A 14099-nucleotide genomic window follows, 5' to 3' on the forward strand; every position below is an offset into this window, starting at 1 on the left:
TCTTTTATCGGTTTTGATCAGGCATCCGCCGGGGCGGCTTGCGAAATGACAGCGCAGAAATCGTTGACGGTGGCGACCCAGCCGAAAAATTTCTCGACATTGTAGACGGTGGCCTGCTGGATGAAGTCCGGCCCCAGATGGTGCGTGGCGTCTTCCAGCATCACCCCGAAATATTCGAGGTGAAAGGCATCGCGCAGCGAGCTTTCCACGCAGACATTGGTGGCGATACCGACAAAGACCAGATTGCGGATGCCGCGGGCGCGCAAGACGCTGTCCATATTGGTATTGAAGAAGCCGCTGTAACGGGTTTTCGGCACCAGAATGTCGCCCGGCTGCGGCTGCAGCTCGTCGACGATAGCATAGTCCCAGGTGCCTTTGGCGAGAAGCTGCCCCTGCAGATCCGGGTTGGCGCGCATGTGTTTCAGCGCATTCGACTTGTGCCAGTTGGGCGAACCGGGGCCACCGGCCTCGACGTAATCCTTGTCCCAGCCGTTCTGGAAATAGATCACTTGCACGCCATTGGCGCGCGCCGCATCCAGCGTCTTCTTGATGTTGTCGATCGTGCCCTTGGCGCCGGAAATGTCGAAGCCGGCAAGATCGACATAACCGCCCTCTGTCGAATAGGCATTCTGCATATCGACCACGACGACAGCCGTTTCCGACGGTTTTAGCGTGATCGGCTCCGGCCGCGCCGGCAGAGTAACACTTTCCGACCGGCTGGCCGGCGCCTGATATCCTGCCACCACGCTCATTCCGCCGCCTCCAGCGCCGGCTTGATATGCTGGCGGCTTTTCATCAGCGGCTGCACATATCTGCCGAACTTTTCGATGCCCTCGACAAAATCATCGAAGGTGAGCATGACACCGCCGGTGCCGGGCACTTCCGCCATCTCGTCCAGCATGGCCGCCACTTCCTCGTAGGAGCCGATCAGCGTGCCCATGTTGATGTTGACCGCCGACACCGGATTGGACATGTGCCGCACATTGGTATCGGCGCCGGATTTGGTATCGGCAGCACTTTGCAGACCGAGCCACTGGATGGCTGCCTGATCGGCACCCGCCTTGTAATGCTCCCACTTGGCGAGGGCGGCTTCCGTCGTCTCTTCCGCAAGGATCATTGTCAGCACGAAGGAGCGCACATCGCGGCCGGTCTTTTCGGTTGCTGCCAGCAGGCGCTCATTGGTCGGCGCGAACGCCTTTGGCGTGTTGATGCCGACGCCGAAACAAAAACTGTAATCGGCAAACTCAGCCGAAAACGCCATGCCGGCATTGGAGGAACCGGCGCAGATGAGTTTGACGTCCCCTTCCGGCACCGGCTTCATGTGGCAATCTTCCATCTGAAAGTATTTGCCCTTCAGGTCAGACTGTCCGGTCGTGAGAAGTTCCTTCAGCACGGTCGTGTATTCAGCAAGATAGGCGTAGCGATCGCCAAAATAATCGTCGCCCGGCCACAGGCCCATCTGGCTGTATTCCGGCCGCTGCCAGCCGGTGACGAGATTGACGCCGAAACGGCCGCCCGAAATACTGTCGATGGTGGTGGCCATGCGCGCGACGATGGCCGGCGGCATGACCAGCGTTGCGGCAGTGCCGAAGAGCTTGATCTTCGAGGTGACGGCGGCGAGGCCTGCCATCAGCGTAAAAGATTCCAGATTGTAGTCCCAGAACTCCGTCTTGCCGCCGAAACCGCGCAGCTTGATCATCGAAAGCGCGAAATCAAAACCGTATTTTTCAGCCGTCAGCGTGATGTCCTTGTTGAGCGCAAAGGACGGTTTGTATTGTGGCGCGTTTTCCGAAAGCAGCCAGCCATTGTTGCCGATGGGGATAAAAACACCGATTTCCATCTCATGCTCCTTCCAATTGACCTTGAGGTTCTGTCGGGAAGGAATTTGCAAACGTCATGCCAGATCAAAATAGTGCAGCAATGTCATTGACTTGGATTGCCAGCAAAATCTTGGGTCGAAGCGCCTCTCAAATTTTTGACCATTCGGTAAATTTTTGAAGCAGTTTTGCCCATTGGCTGGGCAGGGCATGAGAATTTTCACGCCACAACAATGACACCGCCCAAACAGAAATTAACATTTGCAAAGACTTGTCGATTTTCAGCCGCGCCTAACGGATAGGCGGCACATATCTGGACCTGCTGCGTTAACCGATCTACACACCAAAGTCGGCACTTCCGGCCGGCAACAAGGACGGACCCGATGTCCATGCGCAATCGCCTGCTGGCGTCTCTCAGCCCCGATGATCTTGAGGCCGTCAGGCCTTGGCTGGAAGACATGCCGCTGCCGCAGAAGCTGGAGCTTTCGCTGCCGGGCGAAGAAACCGTCTATTGTTATTTTCCGACAGATGGCATCGGCTCGACCGTCATCGTGTCACCGGAAGGCAACCAGACCGAGATCGGTGTTTTTGGCCGCGAGGGCATGAGCCCGGCCTCCGCCGTGCTGGGCGCCACCAGCAATCCCTATCGCGTCGTCATGCAGGTCGGTGGCCGTGGTTACCGTATCGCGCGGACCAAGCTGATCGAACTGATGGAAGAACGCCCTGCCCTGCACCGGCTGCTGTTGCGCTGGGCGCAGGTCTTTACCGCGCAGGCGGCAACGACAGCCCTTTCAAATGCCGTGCATTCCGTCGATGAACGGCTGGCCCGCTGGGTGCTGATGTGCCACGACCGGCTGGGCGGTGACGAGATGTCCCTGACCCACGAATTCCTGTCGATCATGCTGGCCGTGCGGCGCCCGAGCGTGACGACTGCGCTGCATGTGCTGGAGGGCAACAAGCTGATCTATTCGCACCGCGCCAACATCATCGTGCGGGACCGGGAGGGGCTGGAGGCCTTTGCCAGCGATGCCTACGGGGTGAGCGAACATGAATATGCACGGCTGCTGGGCGATTTTCGCGAACGTTGAGCAGCCTTCAGGTCCGGATGCCGGCCGGCTGTGCGGTGGCCAATACCGTTTCCACGAAAACATCAGGATCGCTCGGCTTGTCGAGCCATGGCATGCCGTCGATCAGGGCATGATCGACAGTGTCCGGCATGGGCACGGCGGAGTGAACGACACAGGGAATACGCCGCTCTTTCGCGAGCTCCAGAATGGATAGACTGGCGCCATCGCTCAAGTGATAATCGACGATGATCACCGATGGCGATGCATTCTCAAGCCATGACAGCCCCTCCTCCACCGATCGCAGGCAGATCACCTCACGCATTCCGGCCCCCAGCAGCATATCCTCGAGATCCAGCGCGATCAGCGGCTGATCTTCGAGAAGCAGGACGGGTCGGTTCAGTGGTACATGCATGAGCTCGGCCGATTTGAGGTTGAGAAGTAATGTAACGTTCTCAAAGCCGATAATCTGTTTATGTCTGATACCGTACCGACTTGTTCTGCCGGGTTGCCTGCCGGAATCTATGACCATAGATGGAACAAACGAAGGGCAGTCGCCGTTTCGGAGAGCACTGCATTCGGGAATGATTGATGGGCGAGATTCGGCAAGACATGGTTCGGAACAATCTGCTCCGATTGATGTCCGCCGACAGTTTTGGCCGGCTGCGCGGCGACCTCGAATGGGTTGAGCTGCCCCGCGCCTTCGAATTGTCCCGCCCGAATGAAGCCTGCCCTTACGCCTATTTTCCGGAAGCCGGCATCGCCTCGATCGTGGCGAAATCCCCCGAAGGTCAGCAGACCGAAATCGGCGTGATCGGCCGCGACGGCATGACACCGGCTTCGCTGGTGCTCGATGCCGGCCATGATCCCTATTCGATCTTCATGCAGGTTCAGGGTGAGGCCTACCGCATTCCCTATGCGAGCCTGCAGGCGCTCATTCACGAAGATCGCGACCTGCACGGCCTGCTGGCGCGGTATGCGCAGGCGCTGGCAGTACAAAGCGCCTATACCGCGCTCTCCAATGCCGTGCATCATATCGACGAGCGTCTGGCCCGTTGGATCCTGATGTGCCACGACCGCAGCGATGGCAACGAGATCAGCCTCACCCACGAATTCCTGTCGATCATGCTGGCGGTGCGCCGCCCGAGCGTGACCACGGCGCTGCACATGCTGGAAGGCAAGAAGCTGATCTATTCCGAACGCGGCGTCATCATCGTGCGTGACCGCGCAGCCCTGGAAGCCTTCGCGCATGACGTTTATGGCGAATGCGAGAAGGAATACGAGCGGCTGATCGGCACTCGGCCCTGAGGGCCACGCACCGCATTTTCTTATCGATAGACGAGCGTCGAGCGCAACGATGCCTGCTGAACCGAAGAACCGGGGCGCGGCGTCGGAAGCGGCGTGACCATCGGCAGCGGTTCGAAATCAACCAACTGCGGCTGCGGCAACAATTCCGGGCTGCGTACGGCCGGCGCTTCAGAAGAAGCAGGCGCTGAGGCCGGAACCGGCACTTCGGCGGACGCAACCTGCATCGGCGCGTCGCTGATCATCGGAATGTCCGATGCCGGGCTGCCGGAATCGGCAAATGCCAGGAAATATTCACTGGTCGGCAACGGTTCTGGCGTCTGCAACTCGCCGTCGCGACCGCGTTTTTCGTAAAACTTGTTTCCGCCGGCAACGGTCACATAGCTCATGTTCTTGTAGGGAAAACGCAGACCATCGGTGTGGAAGAACATCGCTTCCTTGACGGCCGCGTGACGTTCGCCCTTGAGGATAGCCTCGCTTGCACCTTCCAGATCCGGTGCGGTCGCCTCATCCATGGCGCGGGTCATCACACCCGGTGCGAACTGGTTTTTCTGGGCCACGACACCGCAGATCGTGTCAGGATAGGCGCCCGATGTCAGGCGGTTCATGACAACCGTGCCAACCGCCATGAAACCGCTGCGGCTGGTGCGTTTCGATTCGAAATACATCGCGCGCTTGAGGCATTCGCGGTCTTGTGAAGTATAGTGATAAACCTGCTTGGCCGGGGTCGGCGTCGCTTTCGTGGTCTCCACAGCGGGGGCTTCGACCTTGGTCGTGTTGCAGCCGGACAGCAATGCTGCAGACAGGATCAACGCTGGCGCCCACAAAGAACCGCGGAAATTTTTCATAGGCATGCCATCATCGAAAATTTCAGAAAAACGATTTGTACGGAAACGGATACCTGCAATTTTAATTTACCTCAAGCGATTTGATGATTTTTTGTCACGCTTGAGAATTTTATGCCTATTCCACAGTAAACATCGCCATTCACCCCCCCCCCTCAATATTCAGGGAAAACGGCGATTGCGCGGGTTGCCTGTGACAAAAAAACGGCGACACGATTTTTCGTGCCGCCGTCCGGTTTTTCCGATGGGAAATGCCCTTAGCGGAGACCGCCGCCTTCCAGCCCGGTCGCAACGACCGACACGCGGAAACGACCATCGAGATTGCGATCGAAGATCGCGCCGACAACGATATCGGCTTCCGCCTGCACTTCGTCACGAATACGGCTGGCCGCCTCGTCCACTTCGAACAGCGTCATGTCCGAACCGCCGGAAATCGAGATCAGCACGCCGCGCGCGCCCTTCATGGAAATATCGTCGAGCAACGGGTTGGCGATCGCCGCTTCGGCGGCGGCCAACGCACGACCTTCGCCGGCGGCTTCGCCGGTACCCATCATGGCGCGGCCCATGCCCTTCATCACCGATTTCACGTCGGCGAAATCGAGGTTGATCAGGCCTTCCTTGACGATCAGGTCGGTAATGCAGCCAACGCCGGAGAAGAGAACCCGGTCGGCAGTCATGAAGGCATCGGCAAAGCTGGTATTGGCATTGGCGATGCGGAACAGGTTCTGGTTCGGGATGACGATGACCGTATCAGCCGCCTGGCGCAGCGCCTCGATGCCGGCCTCGGCCGTCTTCATGCGGCGATTGCCTTCGAAAGTGAACGGCTTTGTCACCACGCCGACGGTCAGAATGCCGGCGGAGCGGGCCGCATGGGCGATAACCGGTGCCGCACCCGTGCCGGTGCCGCCGCCCATGCCGGCGGTGACGAAACACATATGCGAGCCGGCCAGATGATCCATGATCTCGTCGATGGATTCTTCCGCAGCGGCCCGACCGACATCCGGCAGCGAACCTGCGCCGAGGCCTTCGGTGATCTGCGCGCCCAGCTGGATGCGGCGCGATGCCTTGGAGGTGGCAAGCACCTGCGCATCCGTGTTGGCGGCGATGAATTCGACGCCGTTCAGGTTTTCCGAAATCATGTTGTTGATGGCATTGCCACCGCCGCCGCCGACACCGACGACCGAGATATGCGGCCGCAGACCCGTAATGCCGCTCTTTGCGTCCGTCATCGTATTCTCCTTCGGCGCAGATGGTTGTGCTGCCCGTCTCTGGCAGCGAATCGGAGCGCAAATTAGACGGCCTGCATGGGTTAAGCCAGATAAAAGCGGAGAGAGCCGCATATCGACACAAGCCCAACACAAGCTGCAGACAGGCCAACCGCGCGAACGACAGTACCGGGACGCCTGCCTTGGCCCTTTACCCCGAGACAAAGCTCCGCGATCATGCCGGACGCAATGGGAGCTTTTTGAATGACGAAGACTGCACTGACCGAAACCGAAGCCGATACCGTGGTCCGCGAACTGGAGCGGCTGCGCAAAGGCGGAGACCGGGTTTCCACCAGCCATTTCGCAAACTTGCCCGACATGGCGCAGTCGATGAACTTGCAGGGGCGGCTCGATCTGGAAGGATCGATCGAGCAGGCCTGGAAGGTGGCGCGTTCACCCGACGGCGTACCGGTCGTGGCCCGGCTTCATCCGCTTATCGAAAAGAGCGCCGGTGCGACCCTGCCGTGGCGCAAGGACATGCTGCTGGAAATCGAGATCGCCGTCAGGCTCGGCAAGGATCTGCCGGTCGGAGCCGCGCCATACCAGCGGAGTGACATTCTCGAAGCAATCGACACGGTGCACCTTGGTGCCGAAATGGTCTGGACCGTGCTTCTCGAAGCCGGAAAAGTATCGTTCCCGCTTTATCTGGTCGATCGTCTCGGCAATGACGGTTATGTGCTCGGCCCGGAACTCGGCCGCGAATTTCTCGATGCCTCCAGCACGCCGGCCCTCTCGATCCGCACGGGTTCGAGCTCTATATTCGATGCACCGGCCAGACACGCGACCGGCGATGTCCTGACCTGGCTTCTGGATTACGCCAATCTGGCTGAGCGACCGGAAACCGTGCTCAAGGCCGGCGCGCTGATCACCACCGGCACGCTGTGTGGCGCGATCCCGCTCAACGAAGGCGGCATGTTCGATATCGACATGGCAGGCGCACCGGCCTTCAGCTTCTCGCTGACCTGACGGAATAATGGCCGGGCGGGCGAAAAACGCCTGCCCGGCAGACGCTTACTGATTGCGCAAACGGCCTTCCATCAAGTCGATGATCGCACGCGCGGCATCGAGAACATTGGTGCCGGGCCCGAATACGGCGGCAACGCCATGCTCCAGCAGGTAATCGTAATCCTGTCGCGGAATGACGCCGCCGACCACGACGATAACGTTTTCCGCACCCTTCGCCTTCAGAGCCTCGACCAGTTGCGGTGCCAGCGTCTTGTGACCGGCGGCAAGCGACGACATGCCGACGATCTGCACCTTTTCGATAATGGCCATGTCCGCCGCCTCTTCCGGCGTCTGGAACAGCGGGCCGGCCAGAACCTCGAAACCGATATCGCCGAAAGCCGACGCGATCACCTTGGCGCCGCGGTCGTGTCCATCCTGCCCCAGCTTGGCGATCATGATTTTAGGCTTGCCGGCGCTTTTGCCATAATCGGCGAGGCGCGAAACGATGGTCCTGTATTCCGGGTCGTCGGCATAGGCCGGGCCGTAGATATCGCCGACCACTTCCGGCATGGCCGCATGATCGCCGAAGGAGGCGCGCATGGCATCAGAAATCTCACCGACCGTGGCACGGGCGCGGGCCGCCTCGACCGCCGCTTCCAGCAGGTTGCCCGTGCCGGAATTTGCGACCTCGGAAAGGGCTGCCAGCGTCTGCTCGACCTTTTTCGGGTCACGCTGGCGGCGCACCTCTTCCAGACGCTTGATCTGGGCATTGCGCACGCTGGTATTGTCGATGGCGAGGATGTCGATATCGTCCTCGTTCTCCAGCCGGTACTTGTTGACGCCGACGATGATTTCCTCCGCCCGGTCGACCTTGGCCTGACGCAGCGTCGCGGCCTCTTCGATCAACCGTTTCGGCAGGCCATCGGCCACAGCCTTGGTCATGCCGCCGAGGTTTTCGACCTCTTCGATCAGCGCCCAGGCCTTTTCTGCCAGTTCGCTGGTCAGGCTCTCGACATAATAGGAACCGGCCAGCGGATCGACGACCTTGGTGACGCCGGTTTCGTGCTGAAGGATCAGCTGAGTATTGCGGGCGATGCGCGCGGAAAAATCGGTCGGCAGCGCCATCGCTTCATCCAGCGCATTGGTGTGCAGCGACTGCGTGCCGCCAAGCACTGCCGAAAGCGCTTCGTAAGCCGTGCGGATGACGTTGTTATAGGGGTCCTGTTCCTGCAAAGAGACGCCCGATGTTTGGCAATGGGTGCGCAACATCAGCGAGCCCGGCTTTTTCGGCTCGAACTCTTCCATGATGCGCGACCACAACAAGCGGGCGGCGCGCAGCTTTGCCGCTTCCATGAAAAAGTTCATGCCGATGGCGAAGAAGAACGACAGACGCCCGGCGAAGGCATCGACATCGAGACCCTTGGCGAGAGCCGCGCGCACATATTCGCGCCCATCCGCCAGCGTGAAGGCCAGTTCCTGCACCAGCGTCGCGCCCGCCTCCTGCATGTGATAGCCGGAGATCGAAATGGAGTTGAAACGCGGCATTTCCTTTGCAGTGTATTCGATGATGTCGGCAACGATCCGCATCGACGGTTCGGGCGGATAGATATAGGTGTTGCGGACCATGAACTCCTTCAAAATGTCGTTCTGGATGGTGCCGGAAAGCTCCGCCCGCGAACAGCCCTGCTCCTCGCCTGCGACGATGAAGGAGGCGAGGATCGGGATGACGGCGCCGTTCATGGTCATCGAGACGGACATCTCCTTCAACGGAATACCGTCGAACAGGATCTTCATGTCCTCGACGCTATCGATCGCTACACCGGCCTTGCCGACATCGCCTTCGACGCGCGGATGGTCGCTGTCATAACCGCGATGGGTGGCGAGATCGAAGGCGACCGACAGGCCTTTCTGACCGGCCGCAAGGTTTCGCCGATAAAAGGCGTTGCTCTCCTGCGCAGTGGAAAACCCCGCATATTGGCGAATGGTCCAAGGCCGGCCGGCATACATGGTTGCGCGCGGACCGCGAACAAATGGCTTTATGCCCGGCAGCGTGTCGAGATGGTCCACGCCTTCCAAATCTTCGGCGGTATATAGCGGCTTGATATCGATGCCTTCGGCGGTGTGCCAGACGAGCTTTTCCGCAGACCCCTTCAATTCCTTTTCGGCAAGGACCTGCCAGTCCTGCGGCGCCGTAAACGATGTGTCAGCGGATGCATTCGTCTTCACCTTTTTATCCGACACCGATGTCCTCCTGCTCTTGCGACTTTGATCATGCGCTGGCCTGCACCCTTTATAGCTAGTGCGCAACCCGACCGATGACAGCCGTTGAACCCGCATTTCTGAAACACGGAAACATTGGCTGGCGTTCCTCCATGAGCCAGTCACAGCCCGAATTAAAAACGCAAAACTCTCGTAAATATAAAAACAGAAAGAAATAAGTATAATTGCGTTTTGACATGATCAAAACACCGAATTTGACATTTGAAAATGCGACAATTTCGCCTGATCAAATTTTTCGTGATCAGATCACCGACGGATGCAATCCGTATTCCAAAACAACCTCACCGCATCATCCCGATGTTTTATCTGGATGGCGGCATCATACGACAACGATAAGCAGAAATATTTTCCAATATTAGACAAGGCCGATGCGACGTCTTGTACATTGACGATAAAAAACCGCAGACCTAGCCATGTGGAAGTCGAATGGGGAGCGACATCCACATGGGTTTTTCTTTCAAAACCGATGTCGTTTTGCCGGCGAGAGCCGCCGCCTTCGCATGGGAGGGAGAACGCAATCCGGCCATGGGGCCGGTCACTGGCCGGACGCAGGACCGAAAATCGGGAAGCCCGGCCCAAAAAATTCAAGTCGCACTTAAATCGTAATGGAGGAAATACAATGAAAGTAAGTTTGAAGACCGTTCGCTCGCTGTTTCTGGTGGCCGGCGCCGCCGGCATTCTGATGAGCTCGACAGCCATGGCGCGCGATTTCCGCTCCGCCGACATCCACCCCAACGACTATCCGACCGTGCAGGGCGCCATGTATATGGGCAAGCTTCTGTCGGAGCGCACCGGCGGCAAGATGGGCGTGAAAGTGTTCCCGAACGGCGCGCTGGGTGACGAACGCGGCACGATCGAACAGCTGCGCATCGGCGGGCTGGACATGCTGCGCATCAGCGCCGCCGTGGTCAACAACATGGTCCCGGAAACCATCGTCATTTCGCTGCCCTTCATTTTCCGCTCCACGGAGCATGAACGCGCCGTGCTGGACGGGCCGATTGGCGACGAAGTGCTGAAGGCACTGGAAAAGCAGGGCATGGTAGGCCTTGCCTTTTACGACAGCGGCTCGCGCTCGATGTACACCAAGAAGCCGATCAGGACCCTGGCCGATCTGAAGAACATGAAGATCCGTGTGCAGCAGTCCGACATGTTCGTCGCCATGGTGCAGGCGCTCGATGCCAATGCTACACCGATGCCGATGGGCGAAGTTTATACCGGCCTGAAGACCGGCATTATCGATGCGGCGGAAAACAATCATCCGTCCTACGAATCCTCGCATCATTTCGAGGCGGCCAAATATTTCACCCGCACCGAACATGCCATGGTGCCGGAACTGCTGCTCTTCTCCAAGCCGATCTGGGACACGCTGACACCGGAAGACCAGGCGATCATCCGCAAGGCCGCCAAGGACTCGGTCGTCGAGCAGCGCCGCCTGTGGGATGAGCGCGAGGCCAAGTCGAAGGAGATCGTCGAAAAGGCAGGCAGCGTCATCGCCGAAGTGGCCGACAAGCAGGAATTCGTCGACGCGATGAAGCCTGTCTACGAACAGTTCGCCAAGACGCCCGAGTTGCAGGATCTCGTCAAGCGGATCCAGGAAACCAAGTAGCTCATACCGGAAGCAGCCCCGCCAAAGCCGGGCGCTGCTTCCTCTTCCGAGGAATGTCATGAACGCTCACATCGAACCGGGCGCGGCACATCTGCCGCCCATGACCGGATGGCTGACGCGCGTCAATGCGCCGCTTGCCAAAGCCGGTATGATACTCGCCATTTCAGGCCTTCTGGCCCTTGTGGCCATCGTTTTCTACCAGGTGTTCGGCCGTTACGTGCTGAACGACAGTCCCAGTTGGACGGAGAATATGGCCATCGTGCTCATTCTCTATGTCACCATGATCGGCGCGGCCGTCGGCGTGCGCGACGCCGGTCATATCGCCCTCGATTCCCTGACCGTGCTTCTGCCCTATCGCTGGCAGCGGTTCATGGAACTGATCATCTACTGCACCATCTGCGTGTTCGGTGCCGCCATGGCCTATAACGGCTGGCGGCTGGGCTGGTCCGTCGCTCCCTACCTGATGCCCAATCTGCATGTCACCGAAGCCGTGCGCTACATCCCGCTCTCGGCTGCCGGCGTGCTGATCGTGATGTTTTCCATCGAACATATTCTTGCAATTTTCCGTGGCGCGGAGGTCGTACCGTCATGGCACTAACCATTCTCTGCATTACCTTTGTCGCCTTTCTGGTGATGGGCATCCCGGTCGCCTTCGCGATCGGCCTGTCGGCGCTCTGCACCATTCTTTACGAAGGGCTGCCGATCGCGGTCGGCTTCCAGCAGATGATGGCGGGCATGAACGTGTTTTCGTTCCTCGCCATCCCCTTCTTCATCTTTTCCGGCGAGTTGATGCTGCATGGCGGCGTTGCCGACAAGATCGTCAATGCGGCGAAAGCCATGGTCGGCCATGTGCGCGGCGGTCTCGGCATGTCCAATGTCGTCGCCTGCACCCTGTTCGGCGGCGTCGCCGGCTCTCCCGTTGCCGACGTTTCGGCCATGGGCGCCGTGATGATCCCGATGATGAAAAAGGAAGGGTATGACGCCGACTACGCGGTCAACGTCACCACCCATGCAGCCCTTGTCGGCGCGCTGATGCCGACAAGCCATAACATGATCATCTATGCGCTTGCCGCCAGCGGCAAGGCTTCGATCGGGGCATTGATCGCAGCCGGCATCATGCCTGCTCTTCTGCTGATGGTCTGCAATCTCGGCGCTGCCTATTATGTCGCGAGAAAGCGCGGGTATCCGGCCGGCACGTTCCCGGGCTGGCATATCGTGGCCCGTTCGCTGGCGGCTGCCGCTCCCGGCATGCTGATCGTGGTGATCATCCTCGCGGGCATCATTTCGGGCATTTTCACCGCAACGGAATCGGCATCCATCGCGGTGATCTACACGCTGCTTTTGACCTTCTTCATCTATCGCACCATGACCTGGAACAAGTTCCTCGAAGCGGCCGCAAAGACGGTGAAGACCACCGGCATCGTTCTTCTGCTGATCGGGGTCTCGACCATGTTCCAGTACCTGATGGGTCTCTACGGCGTCGCCGACATGACCGGTGAGTTGATGGCGCATATTTCCACCAATCCGATCGTCATCTTCTTGATGATCAACATCATCCTCTTCCTGCTCGGCACGTTCATGGACATGGCAAGCACGATCCTGATCTGCACGCCGATTTTTCTGCCGATCGCCATGCAATACGGTATGGACCCGGTTCAGTTCGGCATTGTCATGCTCTTGAATTGCGCGCTTGGTCTCAACACACCGCCGGTCGGCACCACGCAGTTCATCGGCTGCGCCATCGGCGAAATCTCGGTGGGCGAGGTGATAAAATCCATCCTGCCTTTCTACAGCGCGCTGTTCCTCGCCATGGCATTGGTCACCTATGTGCCGATGTTCTCCATGTGGCTGCCACGGTTGCTGATGCACTGACGCCAAACACCCTCCGAAAACGACAGCGCCCGGCTCTCGAAAGCCGGGCGTTTTCGCGTGCAGTATCAACGGTTGCAGAGGCAGCACTCCATCACACCAAAACATCGGCATGGAATTGATTTTTTCCAATTTCGCCCAAACTGACAAAAGACTGGTCTCAAACAGACCCGAAAGAAAGCATGGCTTTGCTCGTGAGTCCCAAAACCCTCCCCTAGTGTCACGGCCACAAGAAGGAGCCTTTTGATGTTTGCCAAGACCATCACCAAAACCGTTTTCGGACTTGCCCTTTCGGTCGCCACGCTGGCCGCCACACAGGCTTCGGCCGATGCCACGCTGGACCGCATCAAGGGCCGCGGCAAACTCACTGTCGGCGTGATCCTGTCGGGCGCACCATTCGGCTCTATCGATCCCAAGACCCAGGAACAGAAGGGTTACAATATCGACATCGCCAAGGCGCTGGCCGCCGATTTGGGTGTCGAATTGGAAACCGTTACGGTCACCCCGCCGAACCGCGTGCAGTTCCTGCAGCAGGGCAAGGTCGATATCCTGATCGCCAACATGCAGTACACCGAGGAACGCGCCAAGGTTCTGGACTACGTGCCGACCCCTTACGACCGTGCCGGCGGTGCCGCCGTGGTGCGCAAGGATAGCGGCCTGAAGGACTGGGCCGACCTCAAGGGCAAGCCGGTCTGCATCTCGCAGGGCTCCAACTATGCGCAGCCGCTCGCCGAAGAATATGGCGCGATCGTCAAGGGCCTGCCGAGCCAGCCGGAATCGCTGCTCGCCCTGCAGGGCGGCAATTGCGTCGCGGCCGTTCACGTCGGCGCAACCGTTGGCCTGCTGCTTCTCGACCGCGCCGACGAATGGAAGGATTACGCCATTCCCTTCCCGACCGAGCTGATCCCTTCGGACAGCGTGATCTGGCTGCGCAAGGGCGAAGCCGACACCCAGAAGGCGCTCGACGAATCCGTGAAGAAGCTGCACGCTTCCGGCAAGATGCTTGAACTGGCCAAGGAAAACCGCCTGCTCAACACCAAGTATCTCGAGGAAGAAAACAAGAAGCTTTCTGCCAAGTAAAGCGGAAGGCAGCGGTAAAGCCA

General features: G+C 59.0%; 13 protein-coding genes. 7 read left to right on the forward strand and 6 right to left on the reverse strand.

The features are described 5' to 3' along the window. Positions 1-17: 17 nt before the first annotated feature. On the reverse strand, positions 18-752 hold the full coding sequence (gene rutB / locus J2T09_RS01295) for a pyrimidine utilization protein B (RefSeq protein ID WP_306830230.1): 735 nt from the start codon (positions 750-752) through the stop codon (positions 18-20). Continuing rightward, complete coding sequence (gene rutA, locus J2T09_RS01300) at positions 749-1840, reverse strand: pyrimidine utilization protein A (RefSeq protein WP_306830232.1); 1092 nt, start codon at positions 1838-1840, stop codon at positions 749-751. Before rutA ends, rutB begins: the two co-directional genes overlap by 4 nt. Positions 1841-2200: 360 nt before the next feature. Between rutA and J2T09_RS01305 the strand changes: the two genes are divergently transcribed. After that, positions 2201-2905 carry a Crp/Fnr family transcriptional regulator gene (locus tag J2T09_RS01305; protein WP_306830235.1) on the forward strand — a complete coding sequence of 235 codons (705 nt, stop codon included), beginning with the start codon at positions 2201-2203 and terminating at the stop codon, positions 2903-2905. A 7-nt stretch (positions 2906-2912) separates the two neighbouring features. Here J2T09_RS01305 and J2T09_RS01310 read toward each other — a convergent pair whose 3' ends face one another. Next, the gene (locus tag J2T09_RS01310) at positions 2913-3296 is read right to left on the reverse strand and encodes a response regulator (protein ID WP_306830237.1); all 384 of its coding nucleotides are present in this window, start codon (positions 3294-3296) and stop codon (positions 2913-2915) included. A 176-nt stretch (positions 3297-3472) separates the two neighbouring features. On the opposite strand from J2T09_RS01310, the gene J2T09_RS01315 reads away from it, so the two are divergent. After that, positions 3473-4189, forward strand: coding sequence for a Crp/Fnr family transcriptional regulator (locus J2T09_RS01315; RefSeq protein WP_306830239.1), 717 nt, complete (start codon positions 3473-3475; stop codon positions 4187-4189). Positions 4190-4209: 20 nt separating this feature from the next. Here J2T09_RS01315 and J2T09_RS01320 read toward each other — a convergent pair whose 3' ends face one another. Beyond that, on the reverse strand, positions 4210-5034 hold the full coding sequence (locus tag J2T09_RS01320) for a cell wall hydrolase (RefSeq protein WP_306830241.1): 825 nt from the start codon (positions 5032-5034) through the stop codon (positions 4210-4212). Between the two features lie 254 nt (positions 5035-5288). Then, positions 5289-6260 carry a cell division protein FtsZ gene (ftsZ, locus tag J2T09_RS01325; RefSeq protein ID WP_306830243.1) on the reverse strand — a complete coding sequence of 324 codons (972 nt, stop codon included), beginning with the start codon at positions 6258-6260 and terminating at the stop codon, positions 5289-5291. A gap of 240 nt (positions 6261-6500) precedes the next feature. Between ftsZ and J2T09_RS01330 the strand changes: the two genes are divergently transcribed. Further along, positions 6501-7262, forward strand: coding sequence for a 2-keto-4-pentenoate hydratase (locus tag J2T09_RS01330; protein ID WP_306830245.1), 762 nt, complete (start codon positions 6501-6503; stop codon positions 7260-7262). Positions 7263-7307: 45 nt separating this feature from the next. Here the strand turns inward: J2T09_RS01330 and scpA are convergent, their stop codons facing one another. Continuing rightward, on the reverse strand, positions 7308-9482 hold the full coding sequence (gene scpA, locus J2T09_RS01335; protein WP_373458316.1) for a methylmalonyl-CoA mutase: 2175 nt from the start codon (positions 9480-9482) through the stop codon (positions 7308-7310). A gap of 670 nt (positions 9483-10152) precedes the next feature. Here scpA and J2T09_RS01340 point away from each other — a divergent pair. The 4 genes from J2T09_RS01340 to J2T09_RS01355 all read left to right on the forward strand — a co-directional run bounded on the left by J2T09_RS01340 (position 10153) and on the right by J2T09_RS01355 (position 14076). Then, entirely contained in the window at positions 10153-11127 is a 975-nt protein-coding gene (locus J2T09_RS01340; RefSeq protein WP_373458357.1) for a TRAP transporter substrate-binding protein, read from the forward strand. A gap of 58 nt (positions 11128-11185) precedes the next feature. Then, on the forward strand, positions 11186-11725 hold the full coding sequence (locus tag J2T09_RS01345) for a TRAP transporter small permease (protein ID WP_306830247.1): 540 nt from the start codon (positions 11186-11188) through the stop codon (positions 11723-11725). After that, positions 11716-12999: a TRAP transporter large permease gene (locus J2T09_RS01350; RefSeq protein WP_306830249.1), complete on the forward strand. Its 1284-nt coding sequence runs from the start codon at positions 11716-11718 to the stop codon at positions 12997-12999. The genes J2T09_RS01345 and J2T09_RS01350 overlap by 10 nt, the downstream gene beginning before the upstream one ends. A 243-nt stretch (positions 13000-13242) precedes the next feature. Then, on the forward strand, positions 13243-14076 hold the full coding sequence (locus tag J2T09_RS01355) for a transporter substrate-binding domain-containing protein (protein WP_306830250.1): 834 nt from the start codon (positions 13243-13245) through the stop codon (positions 14074-14076). The last annotated feature ends 23 nt before the right edge of the window (positions 14077-14099 follow it).

The organism is Neorhizobium huautlense (assembly GCF_030811685.1).
GTDB classification, from domain to species: Bacteria; Pseudomonadota; Alphaproteobacteria; order Rhizobiales; family Rhizobiaceae; genus Neorhizobium; species Neorhizobium huautlense_A.